This is a genomic window from Cobetia sp. 1AS1 (assembly GCF_029846435.1).
Taxonomy (GTDB): domain Bacteria; phylum Pseudomonadota; class Gammaproteobacteria; order Pseudomonadales; family Halomonadaceae; genus Cobetia; species Cobetia amphilecti.
This window is the reverse complement of the sequence record NZ_JARWKU010000007.1, coordinates 82793-101671: the sequence shown is the minus strand read 5'-3', so window position 1 is coordinate 101671 and position 18879 is coordinate 82793. Positions and strand designations below refer to the sequence as shown.

The following is an 18879-nucleotide window of genomic DNA, read 5'->3' as shown; positions in this document are numbered from 1 at the left end:
TGACTGTCGTCAGGCAGTGCGCTCCATCAGCCTGGCGAGACGGGAATCGCTGCTGAGCGTGGTCGGGGTGGCGTCTTCCTGCAGGCGGCCCGCTTCCAGCAGCGCCAGGCGCGCAAAGCGCTCCAGCCCCAGCGGCCGGTGGGTGATCATGATCAGGCTGCGGCCCTCGCAGGCGGTGAGAATCGCGCTCATCACCTGCGCGGCGCTGGTGCGGTCCAGTCCTTCGCAGGGCTCATCGAGCAGCACGATCGGCGCGGGTGACAGCAGCGCACGCGCCACACCGAAGCGGCGCAGCTGGCCACCGGACAACGAGCGCCCCCCTTCATCCGGGAAGCCGGCCAGTCCCTGTGGCTGGCGGGCCAGCCAGTCACCGAGGCCAAGGCTTTCCAGCATGCGCGTCAGTGTCTCATCGCTGGCCTCGGGAGCGGCCAGGCGCAGGTTGTCGGCGTAGCTGGCACAGAACAGATGCGTGTCCTGCGGGCAGACCGCGAAGCTTGCGCGCAGCGTGGCCTCATCGAGCGAGTCCAGCGCCACGCCGCCCAGCGTGATGCGTCCGGCGCTGGGGAGATGGAAGCGACTGAGCACGTCCAGCAGGGTGCTCTTGCCACTGCCGGACGGGCCGAGCAGTGCCAGATGCTCGCCGGCAGCCAGCGTCAGGGAAAGCTCTGTGAGCACCGGCGTGTCGCCGTGGGTGACGCTCAACTGCTCGATCTCCAAGGCGTGACCCACCGGCGTGGCAGCCTCGGAGTCACTGGGGAACTGAGCCGCCGGCGTATTGGCCTGCACGCTGTTGAGGCGCGCGGCCGCCGACAGACAGCGACCGAGCCCCTGCCAGGCCAGCGGCAGTGGCGCCAGTGCCTCGAAGGCGCCGAGCACGGCCAGCAGGAACAGCGCCAGCAGGCGACCATCGAGCAGCTCGCCAGAATGCGTCGTCATGTCGGTGTTCGCATATGGCGCCATCTGCATGACGCCGAGTAGCGCCACCCCAGCCAGCGTCAGCCCCAGCAGACTGTGGCTCAGCCAGCTGGCCAGTGCCTGACGGCGTGCCTGGGCGCGCTCGATGCGGTCCCGCTCGGCCTGTTGCTCGGCCAGGCGCTCAAGCTCTTCATTCCAGCGACCATAGATCACCAGCTCGCCCAGCCCCTGCAGGCGCTCCAGCAGGCGCGCGCGCAGGCGGCTGGCCGAGGACTGATGCCGCATGGCGTCACGGCTGCCACGCCACCAGGCCAGCCACGGCACCAGTCCGCCGGTCAGCACCAGTCCGATCACCGCCACCAGCGCCAGTGTCGGCGCGAAGATGCCGATCAGCGTGCCGGCGGCGAGGATGGCGCAGACCGCCACCAGCGAGGGAATCAATACGCGCACGTAGAGGCTGTCGAGGGCATCGACATCCGCGCCCAGGCGGGTCATCAACTCTCCCTGGCCGGCATGTTGCAGGGCGGCGGGGGAGAGCGGCTCGATGGCCTCGAACAGGCGGCGTCGCAGGCTCGCCAGCAGACGCAGCGTGCCTTCGTGGGTAGTGACGCGCTCGCCATAGCGCCCGGCGGTGCGCGCCAGCGCCAGACCGCGCACGCCTGCCGCCGGGGTGAAGAAGTTGAAGGCCTGGGTGGCGGCGACGCTCAAGCCGGCCACGGCAGTCGCGGAGAGGAACCAGCCCGACAGCGCCAGCAGACCGGTGGCGGCCAGCAGGGTGATCAGCGCCAGTAGCGCGCCGATGCCCAGCCAGCCGCGATGCTCGCGCATCAAGGCCAGATAGGGCGTCAGTTCACGCAGATGCGGGCGCTGTTCGGCGTGCGACTCGCCCAGTGCTGGCTCACTGGCTGTGACGGCCGCGGGCGTGTCAGACGCAGACGTACCAGACGATGTACCAGACGCAGACGTGACAGCCGCGGGCTTATCAGGCGCGGGCTTGCGGATGACGCGGCTCATGCGTCACCTCGCGGCGTCGGGAGGGGGAGCGGGCGGTCCTGCACCAGCTGGCCATCATCGAGGTGAATCAGGCGCTGGCATAGCGTCAGCAGCTCTGGTCGGTGGGTCAGCAGCAGCAGGGTGCGGCCCTCGCCGAGACGCTTGAGCGCGGCGATCACGCGCGCTTCGCTGTCGGCGTCCAGGCTGGCGGTGGGTTCATCCAGCAGCACCAGCGGCGCGTCATGCAAGAAGGCGCGGGCCAGTGACAGGCGGCGTGCCTGGCCGCCGGACAGCGCCTGACCGCCCTCGCCAAGGCGCGTCTCGAGCCCGCGCGGCAGGTGCTGGTACCAGTCAAGCAGGTCGGCATTGTCCAGCGCCGCTTCGAGCTGTGCGTCGCTGGCCTGAGGCCTGGCCAGACGCAGGTTGTCGGCCAGCGTGCCGGACAGGACCACCGTCTCCTGACCGACCCAGGTCGCCATGCCCGGCGGCAGGCCGTGGCTCAGCGGATGGCCGTTGAGATACAGCAGGCCGTCGCTGGCCGCGACGAAGCCGAGCAGCAGATTGAGCAGCGTCGACTTGCCGGAACCGGAGGCACCGGTCAGCGCGACACGCTCGCCCTGGGTGATCCGCAGGGTCAGCGGGCCGAGTGCCGGCGGAGTCAGTGTGCTGGTCTGGCGGTTCCACTGATTGGGATAGCGCACACAGACCTCTTCCAGCATCAGCGAGTGCAGCTTGCGGGTCTGAGGGCGCACCGCGGGCAGGTCGCTGATGGCGTTGTGCGTCTGTGCGCCAGCCTCGGCCTCTTGCGTGAAGGGGGCGCTGCCGACGATGGGGGCGAGGTCACTGGCGGCAGCCTCGGCCTCGGCCTTGGCGTGATAATGCACGCCCAACTCGCGCAGCGGCTGATAGAACTCGGGCGCCAGCACCAGAATGAAGAGCGCGGTCTGCAGGGTCAGCGGTGAGTCGCCCCAGGTGCCGAATTGCAGATGGCCGAGGAAATGGAAGCCGAGATAGACCGCCAGCAGCGCGATGGACACCGCGGTGAAGAATTCCAGCACCGTGGAGGACAGGAAGGCCAGGCGCAGCACGCGCATGGTGCGCTTGCGAAAGGCATGGCTGACCGCCTCGACCTGGGGGCCGCGTCTGGCGCTGCCGAACAGCTTCAGGGTCTTGAGGCCGGTGAGCAGGTCCATGAAGTGGCGGCCCATGCGGTCCATCTCCCGGAACTGCTCCTGCGAGCGCTTGCGCGCCGCGATGCCGACCAGAATCATGAAGATCGGCACCAGTGGTGCGGTGGTGGCCAGAATCAGGCCGGCCGCCCAGTTGAGCGGAAACACCACGCACAGCAGCATCAGCGGAATCAGCCCCGCGAGGCGTGTCTGCGGGCGGAAGTCGGCGTAGTAGCCGTGCAGTGATTCGACCTGGTCCCAGACGCGGTTGGCGAGACTGGCGCGATGCTGGCGACGCACCCACAGCGGGCCGAGTTCGGCGAAGCGCTGCAGCAGGCGCTCGCGCAGGCGACGGCGGATCTGTTGACTGGCGCGGGTGCCGGCATAGCCACGCAGGCCAGTGAGCGCGCCGCGCAGCGAGAGACTGGCGGCGAGCACCGCGATGGCCGGCCACAGTGTCGCCAGGCCTTCGCGGTCGATCGCCACGCCCTGGGCCAGACGGGCGATGGCCCAGGCCTGGGCGAGCAGCGCCAGCGTCGAGAGCAGGGCGCACAGGATGGCGAGCTGGGGCCAGCGGCCACCGGCACGTGCCAGTGTCTCCAGCCAGCGGCGTGGCACGAATTCTGCCGATGCAGTGGCATCGGTGGGGGAGGGTGAAACATCGGGTGCAGCGGCAGTTCGGGGCATTCATGCTCCTGCCGGTGGTGGCAGAGATAGTTGCAGGGAGGCGCTGGCGTCACGTCTCAAGGCAGAGAATGACGCATCTGGCGCAAGCTTACCGCCGAGAGAGCGTTGGTACACGGCGACGCACTGTCGCACATCTTCACCTTGCGTATAATATGCCCCAGCACTTGCTGCTGAGACAGCAGCGTGATTTCACGGCCCGGCAGTCAGTCATTGCCGAGACGCTTGTTGCCCTCTCTTCTCGAACTACTGGACTCCACATGACCGTTCGTACGCGCATCGCACCGTCGCCGACTGGTGATCCCCACGTCGGCACCGCCTACATCGCCCTGTTCAACCAGTGCTTCGCTCGTCAGCACGGTGGCGAGTTCATTCTGCGTATCGAGGATACCGATCAGACGCGTTCCACCGGCGAATCCGAGCAGATGATCCTCGACTCGCTGCGCTGGCTGGGCATCGAATGGGCCGAAGGCCCGGATGTCGGCGGTCCGCACGGCCCGTACCGTCAGAGTGAGCGTGGCGACATCTACGCCAGACACTGCCAGCAGCTGATCGATGCCGGCCATGCCTTCAAGTGCTATCGCACCAGTGAAGAGCTGGACGAGCTGCGCGAGTCGCGCAAGGCCGAAGGTCTGCACATGGCGCTCAAGCCGTCCGATCTCGCGCTGCCGGCAGAAGAAGTGGCACGTCGTGAAGCGGCGGGCGCGCCCTTCGTCATCCGCATGAACGTGCCGGAAAGCGGCACCTGTGTGGTCAAGGACATGCTGCGCGGCGAGATCGAGGTCGAGTGGGCCCAGGTCGATGCGCAGATCCTGCTCAAGTCCGACGGCATGCCGACCTACCACCTGGCCAACGTGGTGGATGATCACCTGATGGAGATCACCCACGTGCTGCGTGGCGAGGAGTGGATCAACTCGGCGCCCAAGCATCAGCTGCTGTATGAATACTTCGGCTGGCAGATGCCGGAACTGTGCCACATGCCGCTGCTGCGCAACCCGGACAAGACCAAGCTGTCCAAGCGCAAGAACCCGACGTCGATCCTCTACTACCGTCGCATGGGTTACCTGCCGGCGGCGGTGATCAACTATCTCGGCCGTCTCGGCTGGTCCATGCCGGACGAGCGCGAGAAGTTCACCCTGAGCGAGATGCAGGAGCACTTCGATATCCAGCGTGTCTCACTGGGTGGCCCGGTATTCGATGTCGAGAAGCTCAGCTGGCTGAACGGTCTCTACATCCGCGATCTGTCCGAGGACGAGCTGCTGAGCGAACTGCGTCAGTGGGCCTTCAACGAGTCCTACGTCAAGCAGATCCTGCCGGAAGTGAAGCCGCGTATCGAGACGCTGTCCGAGGCGATTCCGCTGGCCGGCCACTTCTTCTCCGGTCTGCCGGCCATCACGCCGGACGACTTCGCCAAGGCGAAGCTGGAAGGCGAAGACCTGGTGCGTCAGATGCAGTTCCTGACCTGGAAGCTTGAAGCCGTGAGCCGCTGGGACAAGGAGCATCTGCTGGCGGAAGTGAAGCTGCTCTCCGAGCACTTCGGGCTCAAGATGAAGGACTTCCTGGCACCGGTATTCGTGGCGGTGACCGGCTCGGCGACCTCCACCTCGGTGATGGACGCGATGGTCATTCTGGGCTCCGACATGACGCGCGCGCGTCTGCGTCACGCCGTGGCCGTGCTGGGTGGCGTCTCCAAGAAGGCCGCCAAGCGCTTCGAGAAGGAATATCGCGACCTGTAAGAATATCGCGATCTGCAAGGGTGTCTGCGATGTGCAGATGATGGCCCCCGTGACGTATGTCGTCATGGGGGCCATGTCTTGCAGCAGGGCGCTGAACAGCGCTTTCAGTGCTGATCAGCATCACGATGAGAATTGTGTGAAAAAGAAGTTGACGACCCCGAGGGTTATCAGTAAGATACGCCTCGTTCTTGAGAGACGGGGCCTTAGCTCAGCTGGGAGAGCGCAACACTGGCAGTGTTGAGGTCAGCGGTTCGATCCCGCTAGGCTCCACCAAGTTTCTCAAGCGACTGCGTCCCATTCGTCTAGTGGTCCAGGACACCGCCCTTTCACGGCGGTAACAGGGGTTCGAACCCCCTATGGGACGCCACTCTTCAGACATCTCGAGTCACCTTTCAGGTCTCGTGAAGTCAACAAAAAAGCACACCTTGCGGGGTGTGTTTTTTTTGTCCCTGATTCTGGCTTATGCACAGCCTGTGTGTCGGCAGAAAAGCATGTTATCCCCAAGTCGCCCTTGACAGACCCCGTGTCTTGTCCACTGTTCGCGCGCTGTCACATCTCCCCCTGCATCTCTTCCCAAAGTGCGGCCCCTGCGGCTGGCGCTTACGTCGTGTTACCAAAAATTTCTTTTATATCAATGGTTTATGCGCTGGTTAAATTTTGTGCAATCTGTTGGTAAGCCCGCTGTCATGCTGGTTCGCCGCGCTTGTCTAGGGGTTATCAACGAGGTTATCCACAGATAGTGTGGAAAAACCTGCCGAGCGCCGCTGCTGTCTGGGATGTTGCGCTGCGGCAAGAGAAAACGCCTCATTCCCGCGTCCATATGGCGTTGGAATGAGGCGTTTTCAGTGCGAGGCCGTGTGGTGCGATTCAGCTCGCTCGCATGTATTCAGTCCCGCTTCATCTGGAGAGGCGCTTGAGCAGCGAGGAGGTGTCCCAGCGATTGCCGCCCATGGCCTGCACGTCGGCATAGAACTGATCGACCAGCGCGGTCACCGGCAGGCTGGCATCGATGCGGCGTGCTTCCGCCAGGCAGATGTCGAGGTCCTTGCGCATCCAGTCGACGGCAAAGCCGTGATCGTACTCGTCCTTGATCATGGTGGCGTGACGGTTTTCCATCTGCCAGGAGCCGGCGGCACCCTTGGAGATCACCTCGATCACCGCCTCGCGATCCAGCCCGGCCTGCTCGGCGAAGTGCAGGCCCTCGGAAAGCGCCTGCACCAGCCCGGCAATGCAGATCTGATTGACCATCTTGGTGGTCTGGCCGGCACCGGTCTCGCCGATGCGCTTCACCATGCGACCGTAGTGCGTCAGCACCGGCTCGGCACGCGCGTAATCCGCCTCGCTGCCGCCACACATGATGGTCAGCACGCCATTCACGGCGCCTTGCTGGCCGCCGGAGACCGGTGCGTCGACGAAGCCGATGCCGGCCTCGGCTGCGGCGGCGGCCAGCTCGCGTGCCAGGTTGGCGCTGGCGGTGGTGTGGTCCACCAGCAGGCTGCCGCTCGCCATGCCGGCCAGCACACCGTCGTCGCTGTAGGTGACGCTGCGCACGTCATCATCATTGCCAACGCACATCAGCACGATATCGGCGCCCTCGGCGGCTTCTCGCGGGGTGGCGTGATGGCTGCCGCCGTACTCCTCGCTCCACTGCTCGGCGCGTGCACGTGTGCGGTTGTAGACCCGCACCTCAAGGCCTGCGCGTTTCAGATGGCCGGCCATGGGGTGACCCATGACACCGAGTCCGATGAAGGCGGCGGTACGTGGCGTTGTGTGTGTGTCTGACATGCTGGGGGCTCCTTGCCATCAATCAGGAATGAGGTTGCGCCGCTCGCGGTGGGGCGCATGGCGTGCCGGCGCGCACAGGACGTGAAGAGGCCGGTATATCAGCACGCTAGCACGTCCGGGGCGGGGATGGGGCGGCTTTATGGCTTGCTGTCAGGCAGGGGTTGCGCGCATGAGAGGCGACAGCCAAAAAAAACCGCCTCCGAAGAGGCGGTCTGTCCTGCAGGCGAATGACCCGATGTTGCCGGGTTGCCTGGTACTGAGTTGATTGGTGCTGGGTTACTTGGCCGGATAGTCGCGCTGCGGGTGGCCGGTGTAGAGCTGACGCGGACGGCCGATGCGGTGGCCGCCGGCGATCATCTCGTTCCAGTGGGAGATCCAGCCGATGGTGCGCGACATGGCGAAGATGACCGTGAACATGTTGGTCGGGATGCCGATCGCCTTGAGGATGATGCCGGAATAGAAGTCGACATTCGGGTACAGCTTGCGCTCGATGAAGTACTCGTCTTCCAGCGCGATCTGCTCCAGACGCTTGGCGATCTTGAGCTGCGGGTCGTCCGCCATGCCCAGCTGCTCCAGCACTTCGTCGCAGGTCTCTTTCATGACCTTGGCGCGCGGATCGAAGTTGCGATAGACGCGGTGACCGAAGCCCATCAGCTTGAACGGGTCTTCCTTGTCCTTGGCCTTGTCGATGAAGCGCTGGATGTTCTCCTCGGACTCTTCACCGATCTCGTCGAGCATGGCCAGCACGGCTTCGTTGGCGCCGCCGTGTGCCGGGCCCCACAGTGCCGCGATACCGGCGCTGATGCAGGCGAACGGGTTGGCACCGGTGGAGCCGGCCAGACGCACGGTAGAGGTCGAGGCGTTCTGCTCGTGGTCGGCGTGCAGCATGAAGATGGTGTCCATCGCCTTGGCGAACACCGGGTTGATCTTGTACTCCTCGCACGGGTTGCCGAACATCATGTACAGGAAGTTCTCGCCGTAGGAGAGGTCATTGCGCGGGTACATGAACGGCTGACCGATGTTGTACTTGTGGCACATGGCCGCCAGGGTCGGCATCTTGGCGATCAGGCGCACGGCGCTGACGTAGCGTTCCTTCTCGTTGGTGATGTTCAGGTTGTCGTGATAGAAGGCGGCCAGGCCACCGACCACGCCGCACAGGATCGCCATCGGGTGGGCGTCGCGACGGAAGCCCTTGAAGAAGTTGACGATCTGCTCATGCACCATGGTGTGGTTGCTGATCAGCTGGGCGAACTTGTCGTATTCCTCGTCGCTCGGCAGCTCTCCGAACAGCAGCAGGTAGCACAGCTCGATGTAGTTGGAGCTCTTGGCCAGCTGGTCGATGGGGTAGCCGCGATGCAGCAGCACGCCTTTCTGGCCATCGATGAAGGTGATGGATGATTCGCAGGCGGCAGTGGAGACGAAGCCCGGGTCGTAGGTGAACATGCCTTCGGCGGTCAGGCCGCGAACGTCGATGACGTCCTGGCCGAGCGTGCCGGAATAGACCGGGAACTCGATGCTCTTGTCGATACCGTCTACTGTCAATGTCGCTTTCTTGTCAGTCATGCCGACCTCCTCATTATTCGCGTAACTCTTTGACTTGCTTGCCATGCCGGGCTTGCATCAATCCCGCCCACTATAGAAGCCCGCGAAAGATTGTCAATTCGCCACACGGCGTAGAGACGCGCGCCATGCTGCTGTGCGTCAGTTCCCCGACGTTTACGTATCCCGTGGCGTCAGGTCGCGTCCTGTTCACTGCATTTTGTGCAATCCGTGGTTGCGGCCCTGCGACGTCATGCCATTTGTCATGCCAATGGCCAACCCCTATAATCCACCGTCGCGCGACTGGCGGGAAATTCGGCTCGGTACCGTGGATGGCCTGCGCCCGAGACCCTTCCTCAAACCACCGCCCCTGCGGGCTTGCGTCCGTGTTGGGCCAAGAGAGTGTGTAAGAGCCGTGAATAGCAAACGACCCGTAAATCTCGATCTGACGACGATAAAGTTCCCTCTCCCTGCGCTGACTTCAATCACCCACCGTATTACCGGCGTGATTCTGTTCGTGGGCCTGGTATTTGCGCTGTGGGCACTCGATGCCTCGCTGTCCTCCCCGGAAGGGTTCGAGGCAGTGCGCGACACCCTGGCGACCAACTTCCTGGCCAAGATCGTGGCCTGGGGCCTGCTGTCTGCCCTCGGTTTCCACTTCGTGGCTGGCATCAAGCACCTGCTGATGGACATGGATATTGGTGTCGAACTGGAAAGTGCTAATCGCAAGGCGCAGGTCACTGTCGTGATCAGTGCTGTTCTCGTGGTCCTGGCGGGAGTCTGGGTATGGTAAACAACATCACCAATTTCAGCCGCAGCGGTCTGTCCGACTGGGTGCTGCAGCGTGTTTCTGCCGTGATTCTGGCAGTCTATTCCGTGTTCATGGTCGGCTACCTGCTGCTCCATCCGAACCTCGACTACACCACCTGGAGTGGTCTGTTCGAGAACACGGCGATGCGCATCTTCTCTCTGATGGCATTCATCTCGATTGCCGCACACGCCTGGATCGGTCTGTGGACCGTGGCGACCGATTACATGAAGCCGACCGCACTGCGTTTCGGTTTCCAGGTCTTCGTCATCCTTGCGTTGTTCATCTTCTTGGTCTGGGGCGTTCAAGTCCTGTGGGGAGCCTGATACATGTCCACCATGCGTAGCCTGACATTCGACGCGATCATCATCGGCGGCGGCGGCGCTGGCCTGCGTGCCGGTCTCGAACTGTCCCAGTCCGGCAAGAAGACCGCCGTGCTGTCCAAGGTCTTCCCGACCCGCTCGCATACTGTCTCTGCCCAGGGCGGTATCACCTGTGCCATCGCTTCTGCTGATCCGAATGATGATTGGCGCTGGCACATGTATGACACCGTCAAGGGTGGCGATTACATCGCTGATCAGGACGCTGCGGAATATATGTGTACCGAAGGCCCGAAAGCGGTCTTCGAGCTTGAGCACATGGGTCTGCCGTTCTCCCGTTTCGACAACGGCCGCATCTATCAGCGTCCGTTCGGTGGCCAGTCCAAGGACTTCGGCAAGGGCGGCCAGGCGGCTCGTACCTGCGCCGCGGCTGACCGTACCGGTCACGCCCTGCTGCACACTCTGTATCAGGCCAACCTGAAGAACGGCACCGTCTTCCTCGACGAGTGGTACGCCATCGATCTGGTCAAGAATGCCAACGGCGATATCGTCGGCGTGATTGCCCTGTGCATCGAGACCGGCGAGACCGTGGTCGTGAAGTCCAAGGCCACCGTTCTGGCCACTGGCGGTGCGGGCCGTATCTACGCCTCCACCACCAATGCCCTGATCAACACCGGCGACGGTATCGGCATGGCACTGCGTGCCGGCCTGCCTGTCCAGGACATGGAAATGTGGCAGTTCCACCCGACCGGGATTCACGGTGCGGGCGTGCTGGTCACCGAAGGTTGCCGCGGTGAAGGTGGCTACCTGGTCAACAAGGACGGCGAGCGCTTCATGGAGCGTTATGCGCCGAACGCCAAGGACCTCGCGGGCCGTGATGTCGTCGCGCGCTCCATGGTGCTGGAAATCCTCGAAGGCCGTGGCTGTGGCGAGAATGGCGACCACGTCTTCCTGAAGCTGGATCACCTGGGCGAGGAAGTGCTGAACAAGCGCCTGCCGGGTATCTCCGAGCTGTCCAAGACCTTCGCGCACGTCGATCCGACCAACGCGCCGATCCCGGTCGTGCCGACCTGCCACTACATGATGGGCGGCATCGCCACCAACGTGCACGGTCAGGCCATCGCACAGAACGAAGACGGCAGCGACCGCATCGTCAACGGCCTCTATGCCGTGGGTGAAGTGGCCTGTGTGTCCGTTCACGGTGCCAACCGTCTGGGCGGCAACTCGCTGCTGGATCTGGTCGTCTTCGGCCGCGCCGCGGGCAAGTACATCGAAAGCGCGCTCAACGAAGGTGTCGAGTACCTCGAGCCGACGCAGAGCGACATCGATGCTGCCCTGGTGCGCCTGAACCGCTGGAACGAGTCCGAAAGCGGCGAGTCCGTGCCGGAACTCAAGCGCGAACTGCAGCAGATCATGCAGAACTCCTTCGGTGTCTTCCGTCAGGAAGACAAGATGGAAGAGGGCGTCAAGCAGCTGTCCGATCTACGTGAGCGTATCGCCAAGGCGGGTCTGTCCGACAAGTCTCAGGTCTTCAATACCGCGCGTATCGAAGCTCTCGAGCTGGACAACCTGATGGAAGTGGCGGAAGCCACTGCCATTGCGGCCCTGACCCGCAAGGAAAGCCGTGGTGCTCACTCCCGTTACGACTTCCCGGATCGTGATGACGAGAACTGGCTCAAGCATTCTCTGTTCTTCCCGAACGAGAAGCGTGTCGGCAAGCGTGATGTGAACTTCGCGCCGAAGACCGTCGAGCGTTTCGAGCCGAAGATTCGTACCTACTGAGTCTGAACCCAAGGCGCGCGTCGCGACCCGTTCGGGACGCCGCGCCTTGCTTCAGACCAAGTTCGCACTCGCTCGAGTTCACTCTCGCTTGAGTTCGCCGTGATCGAGGTGCGTGCAGGTCACCGCACGCACCTGACCCGTTTGCCCGGAGGGGAAACCATGCTTCAGGTATCCATATACCGCTACAACCCTGAAACCGATACTGCGCCGTACATGCAGGAGTTTCAGGTCGACACCCAGGGTCGTGACCTGATGGTGTTGAACGTGATGGAAATGCTCAAGGAACAGGACAGCTCGCTGGCCTATCGTCGCAGCTGCCGTGAAGGCGTCTGCGGTTCGGACGGCATGAACATGAACGGCAAGAACGGCCTGACCTGTGTCACCGCGCTGTCCGAAGTCGTCAAGGACAACAAGCTGGTGCTGCGTCCGCTGCCGGGCCTGCCGGTCGTGCGTGACCTGGTCGTCGACATGAGCATCTTCTACAAGCAGTACGAGCGCATCCAGCCGTACCTGCTCAACGACACGCCGGCGCCGGCCATCGAGCGTCTGCAGTCGCCGGAAGACCGTGACAAGCTCGACGGTCTCTACGAGTGCATCCTGTGTGCCTGCTGCTCGACTGCCTGCCCGTCCTTCTGGTGGAACCCGGACAAGTTCGTCGGTCCGAGCGGTCTGCTGCAGGCCTATCGCTTCCTGGCGGACTCGCGTGACACCGCCACCAAGGAGCGTTTGAGCGAGCTGGACGACCCGTTTGCCGTATTCCGTTGTCGCGGAATCATGAATTGTGTCGCGGTTTGCCCCAAGGGTCTGAACCCGACACGTGCCATCGGCAAGATTCGTGAGCTTTTGCTGGCAAACGCCACTTAAAAGCCGCGCCTTAGCTTGCTATGATGCACGTCAGCTGCGGCAGGGTGTCACACCTTGTCGCAGCGCACAGCTTGCTGAAGCCGGTGCCTTGTGCACCGGCTTTTGACGATAAAAGAAGACTCAGATGGTGAAGGCCTCCATGGTTTCGCCATACAGGGCATAATCGAGTGACGCCGACAGCGCTTGTCAGGCGCCTACCCCACCCCATCAGTCAGGGTGACCGAGAGATGCAAGAAGGCACAATGGAGTTGATGTGGCGCACTTCCCATATGAGCGGGGGGAATGTCCACTACGTAGAAGATCTCTACGAGCGTTATCTTGTCGACCCGAATGAGGTTCCCGACGAGTGGCGCAACTACTTTGATACTCTGCCGCGTCATGACGGCAGCCCCTCCCAGGATGTTCCGCTAGCGCCGATCCGTGATCAGTTCTACGAGATGGGTCGCAACAGTCGCCGCCCGGTGGCTGTCTCTGCGGGCGAAAGCAGCGAGAACAAGAAGCAGGTTCGTGTTCTCCAGCTGATCAACGCCTACCGCTTCCGTGGCCACCAGAAGGCGGATATCGATCCCCTCGGTCTGCGCAAGCCGGCACCGGTACCGGACCTCGAACTGTCCTTCCATCAGCTGTCCGCCGCTGACATGGACGTCGAGTTCCAGACCGGCTCGCTGTTCCTCGGCAAGGATGTTGCACCGCTCAAGGAAATCCACGCCGCGCTCGAGCAGACCTACTGCCGCAGCATCGGCGCCGAGTTCATGCACATCGTCAACACGGAAGAGAAGCGCTGGCTGCAGCAGCGTTTCGAGTCCGTACGTTCCAAGCCGAACTTCTCACGCGATGTCCGTCATCACGTGCTGGAACGTCTGACCGCCGCCGAAGGCCTCGAGAGCTATCTCGCCAGCAAGTACCCGGGCACCAAGCGCTTTGGTCTGGAAGGCGGCGAATCCTTCATTCCGATGATGGATGAGCTGATCCAGCGCAGCGGCAAGTACGGTACCAAGGAAGTCGTGATCGGCATGGCCCACCGTGGCCGTCTCAACCTGCTGGTCAACCTGCTGGGCAAGAGCCCGTCAGAGCTGATCGAGGAATTCGATGGCAAGAAGCAGATTGCCAAGGGTTCCGGCGACGTGAAGTACCACCAGGGCTTCAGCTCGAATGTCATGACCCCGGGCGGCGAAGTCCACCTGGCGCTGGCGTTCAACCCGTCGCACCTGGAAATCGTCTCTCCGGTGGTGGAAGGCTCCGTGCGTGCCCGTCAGGACCGTCGCGAAGACAGCGAAGGCGACAGCGTACTGCCGATCTCCATCCACGGTGACGCGGCATTCGCCGGTCAGGGCGTGGTCATGGAAACCTTCCAGATGTCGCAGACCCGTGCCTACAAGACGGGCGGTACCGTGCATGTCGTCATCAACAACCAGGTGGGCTTCACCACCTCGCGTGCCGATGACGCTCGCTCGACCGAATACTGCACCGACATCGCCAAGATGGTTCAGGCGCCGATCATCCACGTCAATGGAGATGATCCGGACGCCGTGCTGCACGCCGCTCAGGTCGCCATCGACTACCGCCAGCAGTTCAAGCGTGACGTCGTGCTCGACCTCGTGTGTTACCGCAAGCGCGGTCACAACGAAGCCGACGAGCCGTCCGGTACCCAGCCGCTGATGTACGCCAAGATCAAGTCCCAGAAGACTGCCCGCGAGAAGTATGCGGACCGTCTGGTCGAGGAAGGCGTGCTCAGCGCGGAAGAGACCAAGCACCTGGTCGATCAGTACCGTGCCGACCTGGATGCCGGCAACCACGTTGCCAATGCGCTGGTGAAGCAGCCCAACACCGGTCTGTTCGTCGATTGGACGCCGTACCTGGGCCACGAGTGGACCGGCGTCGCCGATACCTCGATGGACATGAAGCAGCTGCAGGCCCTCGCCAACAAGATGTGCGAAGTGCCGGACGGCATCTCGGTCCAGCGTCAGGTCAACAAGATCTACGAAGACCGTCGCAAGATGGCCGCCGGTGGCATGCCGCTGAACTGGGGCTTCGCCGAGACACTGGCCTACGCCACCCTGGTCGATGCCGACCATCCGGTGCGTATCACCGGTCAGGATGTGGGTCGCGGTACCTTCTCCCACCGTCATGCGGTGGTGCACAACCAGAAGGATGGCGACACCTACGTGCCGCTGCAGCACATCAAGGATGGTCAGGCGACCTTCACCATCCATGACTCCTACCTCTCCGAGGAAGCGGTGCTGGCCTTTGAATATGGCTATGCCACCACCATGCCCAAGGCATTGGTCGTGTGGGAAGCCCAGTTCGGTGACTTCGCCAACGGCGCCCAGGTGGTGATGGACCAGTTCATCTCCTCCGGCGAGAGCAAGTGGGGCCGCCTGTGTGGTCTGACCATGCTGCTGCCGCACGGCTACGAGGGTCAGGGCCCGGAGCACAGCTCCGCACGCCTCGAGCGTTACCTCCAGCTGTGTGCCGAGCACAACATGCAGGTATGCATGCCGACCACGCCGGCGCAGATCTATCATCTGCTGCGTCGTCAGGTCATCCGCTCGCTGCGCAAGCCGCTGGTCGTGCTGTCACCCAAGTCTCTGCTGCGTCACAAGGAAGCGACTTCCACCCTCGACGAGCTGGCCGATGGCCGCTTCGAGATGGTGCTGTCCGACAAGGGCAACCTGGAAGCTTCCAAGGTCAAGCGCGTCGTGCTGTGTGCGGGCAAGGTCTACTATGACCTGGCCGCCTATCGCGCCGAGCAGGGCCGTGAAGATGTTGCCATCATCCGTGTCGAGCAGCTCTATCCCTTCCCGAAGGAAGAGCTCCAGGCCGCCATCGCCGACTACGAGAATCTCGAGCAGGTGATGTGGTGCCAGGAAGAGCCGCTCAACCAGGGTGCCTGGTATCAGAGTCAGCACCATATGCGTCAGGTCGCTGAGCAGCACCGTCAGGGGCTTGGCATGAGCCTGGACTTCGCCGGACGCCCGGCCTCTGCGGCACCTGCCGCGGGCTACATGTCCGTTCATAACGAGCAGCAGCGCCAGCTGGTCGACGACGCCTTCAACAAGTAAAGGCTCGCGACCCGCAAGGGCACCGAGAGAGAATTGAGTTAAGGAACTCCAATGGCTATCGATATCAAAGCGCCGTCTTTTCCGGAATCCGTCGCCGAAGGCACTGTGGCGACCTGGCACAAGCAGCCCGGCGACAGCGTCGAGCGTGACGAGCTGATCGTCGAGATCGAGACCGACAAGGTCGTGCTGGAAGTCGTCGCACCGCAGGACGGCACCCTGGGCGAGATCAAGGTTCAGGAAGGCGACACCTGCGAGTCCGAGCAAGTGCTGGGCTCCATCGGTGACGCAGACGCCGCTGCGTCTTCTGACGCCAAGGACGACTCCGCCGCTGAAGAGAGCAAGGACGACGCCAAGGCCGAGAGCAAGCCGGCCGCCGGTGGCGAAGGCAAGACGCTGGAAGTCAAGGCGCCGAGCTTCCCGGAATCCGTTGCCGAAGGCACCGTCGCCACCTGGCACAAGAAGGTCGGTGAAGCCTGCGAGCGCGACGAGCTGATCGTCGAGATCGAGACCGACAAGGTCGTGCTGGAAGTCGTGGCTCCGGCCGACGGCGCCCTGAGCGAGATCAAGGTCGAGGAAGGCGATACCTGCGAGACCGAAGCCGTGCTGGCACTGTTCAGTGCTGGTGCTTCCGGTGGCGCCGCGCCGGCCGCTGAGGCAAGCGACGACAAGTCCGGCTCTGACGAAGGTCAGGACGAGAAGGTCGGCGACAAGATCCTCGCCCCGGCAGCACGCAAGATGGTGGCCGAGCACGATCTGGACGTCAGCAAGCTGGTCGGTACCGGCAAGGGCGGTCGCGTGCTGAAGGAAGACGTGGCCAAGGCCGTCAAGGAAGGCACTGCGGCCAAGTCCGCTGCCAAGCCGGCTGCCAAGTCCGGCGCTTCCAAGTCCGATGCCAAGGCCGCGCCGAAATCTGCACCGACCTTCGAGGGCGAGCGTCCCGAGAAGCGCGTGCCGATGAGCCGCATGCGTCAGACCATCGCCAAGCGTCTGGTCAATGCCCAGCAGACCGCCGCCATGCTCACCACTTACAACGAAGTGGACATGAGCGCGGTGATGGAACTGCGCAAGCAGTACAAGGACACCTTCCAGAAGGTGCACGACACCAAGCTCGGCTTCATGGGCTTCTTCGTCAAGGCGGCCACCGAAGCGCTCAAGCGCTTCCCGGACGTCAATGCCTCCATCGACGGCACCGACATCGTCTACCACGGTTACCAGGACATCGGTGTTGCCGTGTCTTCCGACCGCGGTCTGGTCGTGCCGGTGCTGCGTGATACCGACACCATGAAGCTCGCCGATGTCGAAAAGACCATCGTGGACTTCGGTCAGCGTGCCCGCGCCGGCAAGCTGGGCATCGATGAGATGCAGGGCGGTACCTTCACGATCACCAACGGCGGCATCTTCGGTTCCCTGATGTCCACCCCGATCCTGAATCCGCCGCAGACCGCCATCCTGGGCATGCACAAGATCCAGGAGCGTCCGATGGCCGTGAACGGTCAGGTCGTCATCCGTCCGATGATGTATCTGGCACTGTCCTACGATCACCGCATGATCGATGGCAAGGATGCAGTCCAGTTCCTCGTCGCCATCAAGGACCTGCTGGAAGATCCGGCTCGTTTCCTGCTCGACGTCTGAGACCGCAATGTCTCACGTCCTTGAGGATCTCGAGGGCGTGAGCGGCCCCGGCGGGTGGCACTGACACTCGCCGGGTTGCCAACCCGAATCGAACTGCACCAACAGGAAGAGACATGGCCGATAAATTTGATGTGATCGTCATTGGCGCTGGCCCTGGTGGCTATGTTGCCGCTATCCGCGCTGCTCAGCTGGGTCTGAAGACCGCCTGCGTCGAGAAGTGGGTCAACAAGGAAGGCAAGGTCGTTCACGGCGGTACCTGCCTGAACGTCGGCTGCATTCCGTCCAAGGCATTGCTGGAAACCTCGCACAAGTACGTCGAAGCGCGTGATGAATTCGCCGAACTGGGCATCAAGGCCGACGGCGTCGAGATCGACGTGGCCAAGATGATCGAGCGCAAGGCGCAGATCGTGAAGAACCTGACCGGCGGTATCTCCGGTCTGTTCAAGGCCAACGGTGTCACCGCGCTGGAAGGTACCGGCAAGGTGCTGCCGAACAAGCAGGTCGAAGTGACCGATCACGACGGTGGCAAGGCGACCTACGAAGCCGAGAACATCGTCATCGCGTCCGGTTCCGTGCCGGTCGAGATTCCGCCCACGCCGCTGACCGAAGGTCTGATCGTCGATTCCACCGGCGCGCTCGAGTTCGACGAAGCGCCGAAGCGTCTGGGTGTCATCGGTGCCGGTGTCATCGGTCTCGAGCTCGGTAGCGTGTGGAGCCGTTGCGGTTCTGAAGTCACCGTGCTGGAAGCGGTCGACAGCTTCCTGCCGATGGTCGATGCGGCCGTCGCCAAGGAAGCCCAGAAGCTGCTCAAGAAGCAGGGTCTGGACATCAAGCTCGGCGCCCGTGTGACCGGTTCCGACATCAAGGACAGTGAAGTCGTCGTCAAGTACACCGACGCCAACGGCGAACAGGAACAGACCTTCGACAAGATCATCGTCGCGGTCGGCCGTCGTCCGTACACCCAGAGCCTGCTCGACAGCGATGTCGGCATCAATCTGGACGAGCGTGGCTTCATCCACGTCGACGACCAGTGCGCGACCAGCGTGCCGGGCGTCTACGCCATCGGCGACGTGGTGCGTGGCCCGATGCTGGCGCACAAGGCCTCTGAAGAGGGCGTGATGGTTGCCGACATCATCGCCGGCCACAAGGCCGAGATGAACTACGACGCCATCCCGAGCATCATCTACACCTTCCCGGAAGTGGCGTGGGTCGGCAAGACCGAGCAGCAAGCCAAGTCCGAAGGCATCGAAGTCAAGACCGGCAGCTTCCCGTTCGCGGCAAGCGGTCGTGCCATGGCCAACAATGCCACTGAAGGTCTGGCCAAGATCATTGCCGACGCTGAGACTGATCGCGTCCTGGGCGTTCACATCATCGGCCAGCATGCCGGTGAGCTGATCGCACAGGGTGTGACTGCCCTCGAGTTCGGCGCAAGCGCCGAAGACCTCGCACTGATCTGCACGGCTCACCCGACACTGTCGGAAGCCGTGCACGAAGCCGCGCTGGCCGTTGACGGGCATGCGATTCACATCGCAAACCGCAAGAAGCGCAAGTAAGCGTCCTTCCGAACAAGAGGCGCGTCGCCCCGGCCAG

12 protein-coding genes and 2 tRNA genes are annotated in these 18879 nt (G+C 63.0%); 10 read left to right on the top strand and 4 right to left on the bottom strand.

All coding sequences use genetic code 11. From position 1 onward, the window contains the following. Positions 1-9 precede the first annotated feature (9 nt). Together cydC and cydD are read right to left on the bottom strand one after the other, a co-directional pair. The gene (gene cydC, locus QD280_RS12605; RefSeq protein WP_279839483.1) at positions 10-1929 is read right to left on the bottom strand and encodes a thiol reductant ABC exporter subunit CydC; all 1920 of its coding nucleotides are present in this window, start codon (positions 1927-1929) and stop codon (positions 10-12) included. Further along, complete coding sequence (gene cydD, locus QD280_RS12600; RefSeq protein WP_279839481.1) at positions 1926-3764, bottom strand: thiol reductant ABC exporter subunit CydD; 1839 nt, start codon at positions 3762-3764, stop codon at positions 1926-1928. Before cydD ends, cydC begins: the two co-directional genes overlap by 4 nt. A 257-nt stretch (positions 3765-4021) precedes the next feature. On the opposite strand from cydD, the gene gltX reads away from it, so the two are divergent. The 3 genes from gltX to QD280_RS12585 all read left to right on the top strand — a co-directional run bounded on the left by gltX (position 4022) and on the right by QD280_RS12585 (position 5864). Further along, on the top strand, positions 4022-5497 hold the full coding sequence (gene gltX / locus QD280_RS12595; protein WP_043333111.1) for a glutamate--tRNA ligase: 1476 nt from the start codon (positions 4022-4024) through the stop codon (positions 5495-5497). 197 nt (positions 5498-5694) lie between these two features. Next, positions 5695-5770 (top strand) — tRNA-Ala (locus tag QD280_RS12590). An 18-nt stretch (positions 5771-5788) separates the two neighbouring features. Then, positions 5789-5864: transfer RNA gene (locus QD280_RS12585), tRNA-Glu, on the top strand. A 530-nt stretch (positions 5865-6394) separates the two neighbouring features. Here the strand turns inward: QD280_RS12585 and QD280_RS12580 are convergent. Together QD280_RS12580 and gltA are read right to left on the bottom strand one after the other, a co-directional pair. Then, on the bottom strand, positions 6395-7282 hold the full coding sequence (locus tag QD280_RS12580; RefSeq protein ID WP_279839479.1) for an NAD(P)-dependent oxidoreductase: 888 nt from the start codon (positions 7280-7282) through the stop codon (positions 6395-6397). 276 nt (positions 7283-7558) lie between these two features. Further along, on the bottom strand, positions 7559-8845 hold the full coding sequence (gene gltA, locus QD280_RS12575) for a citrate synthase (protein ID WP_043333109.1): 1287 nt from the start codon (positions 8843-8845) through the stop codon (positions 7559-7561). A 391-nt stretch (positions 8846-9236) separates the two neighbouring features. Between gltA and sdhC the strand changes: the two genes are divergently transcribed. The 7 genes from sdhC to lpdA all read left to right on the top strand — a co-directional run bounded on the left by sdhC (position 9237) and on the right by lpdA (position 18842). Continuing rightward, positions 9237-9614, top strand: coding sequence for a succinate dehydrogenase, cytochrome b556 subunit (gene sdhC, locus QD280_RS12570; RefSeq protein ID WP_043333108.1), 378 nt, complete (start codon positions 9237-9239; stop codon positions 9612-9614). Next, a complete protein-coding gene (gene sdhD, locus QD280_RS12565) occupies positions 9608-9955 on the top strand; it encodes a succinate dehydrogenase, hydrophobic membrane anchor protein (protein WP_043333107.1) in 348 nt (115 codons plus the stop codon). The genes sdhC and sdhD overlap by 7 nt, the downstream gene beginning before the upstream one ends. A gap of 3 nt (positions 9956-9958) precedes the next feature. After that, positions 9959-11731: a succinate dehydrogenase flavoprotein subunit gene (gene sdhA / locus QD280_RS12560; protein ID WP_043333106.1), complete on the top strand. Its 1773-nt coding sequence runs from the start codon at positions 9959-9961 to the stop codon at positions 11729-11731. A 159-nt stretch (positions 11732-11890) separates the two neighbouring features. Further along, positions 11891-12595: a succinate dehydrogenase iron-sulfur subunit gene (locus tag QD280_RS12555; RefSeq protein ID WP_043333105.1), complete on the top strand. Its 705-nt coding sequence runs from the start codon at positions 11891-11893 to the stop codon at positions 12593-12595. A 227-nt stretch (positions 12596-12822) separates the two neighbouring features. Beyond that, positions 12823-15657 (top strand): 2-oxoglutarate dehydrogenase E1 component, encoded by a 2835-nt coding sequence (locus QD280_RS12550; protein ID WP_054555372.1) that lies wholly within the window; start codon positions 12823-12825, stop codon positions 15655-15657. Between the two features lie 51 nt (positions 15658-15708). Further along, positions 15709-17289 (top strand): 2-oxoglutarate dehydrogenase complex dihydrolipoyllysine-residue succinyltransferase, encoded by a 1581-nt coding sequence (gene odhB, locus QD280_RS12545; protein ID WP_153635094.1) that lies wholly within the window; start codon positions 15709-15711, stop codon positions 17287-17289. 113 nt (positions 17290-17402) lie between these two features. Then, complete coding sequence (gene lpdA / locus QD280_RS12540; RefSeq protein WP_043334000.1) at positions 17403-18842, top strand: dihydrolipoyl dehydrogenase; 1440 nt, start codon at positions 17403-17405, stop codon at positions 18840-18842. Positions 18843-18879 lie beyond the last annotated feature (37 nt).

What these genes read in the sequence shown, in the direction of transcription:
- QD280_RS12555 (WP_043333105.1), top strand. Translation starts at nt 11,891, where the DNA reads ATGCTTCAGGTATCCATATACCGCTACAACCCTGAAACCGATACTGCG.
- cydC (WP_279839483.1), bottom strand. Translation starts at nt 1,929, where the DNA reads ATGAGCCGCGTCATCCGCAAGCCCGCGCCTGATAAGCCCGCGGCTGTC.
- QD280_RS12580 (WP_279839479.1), bottom strand. Translation starts at nt 7,282, where the DNA reads ATGTCAGACACACACACAACGCCACGTACCGCCGCCTTCATCGGACTC.
- gltX (WP_043333111.1), top strand. Translation starts at nt 4,022, where the DNA reads ATGACCGTTCGTACGCGCATCGCACCGTCGCCGACTGGTGATCCCCAC.
- gltA (WP_043333109.1), bottom strand. Translation starts at nt 8,845, where the DNA reads ATGACTGACAAGAAAGCGACATTGACAGTAGACGGTATCGACAAGAGC.
- odhB (WP_153635094.1), top strand. Translation starts at nt 15,709, where the DNA reads ATGGCTATCGATATCAAAGCGCCGTCTTTTCCGGAATCCGTCGCCGAA.
- sdhA (WP_043333106.1), top strand. Translation starts at nt 9,959, where the DNA reads ATGTCCACCATGCGTAGCCTGACATTCGACGCGATCATCATCGGCGGC.
- cydD (WP_279839481.1), bottom strand. Translation starts at nt 3,764, where the DNA reads ATGCCCCGAACTGCCGCTGCACCCGATGTTTCACCCTCCCCCACCGAT.
- sdhD (WP_043333107.1), top strand. Translation starts at nt 9,608, where the DNA reads ATGGTAAACAACATCACCAATTTCAGCCGCAGCGGTCTGTCCGACTGG.
- QD280_RS12550 (WP_054555372.1), top strand. Translation starts at nt 12,823, where the DNA reads ATGCAAGAAGGCACAATGGAGTTGATGTGGCGCACTTCCCATATGAGC.
- lpdA (WP_043334000.1), top strand. Translation starts at nt 17,403, where the DNA reads ATGGCCGATAAATTTGATGTGATCGTCATTGGCGCTGGCCCTGGTGGC.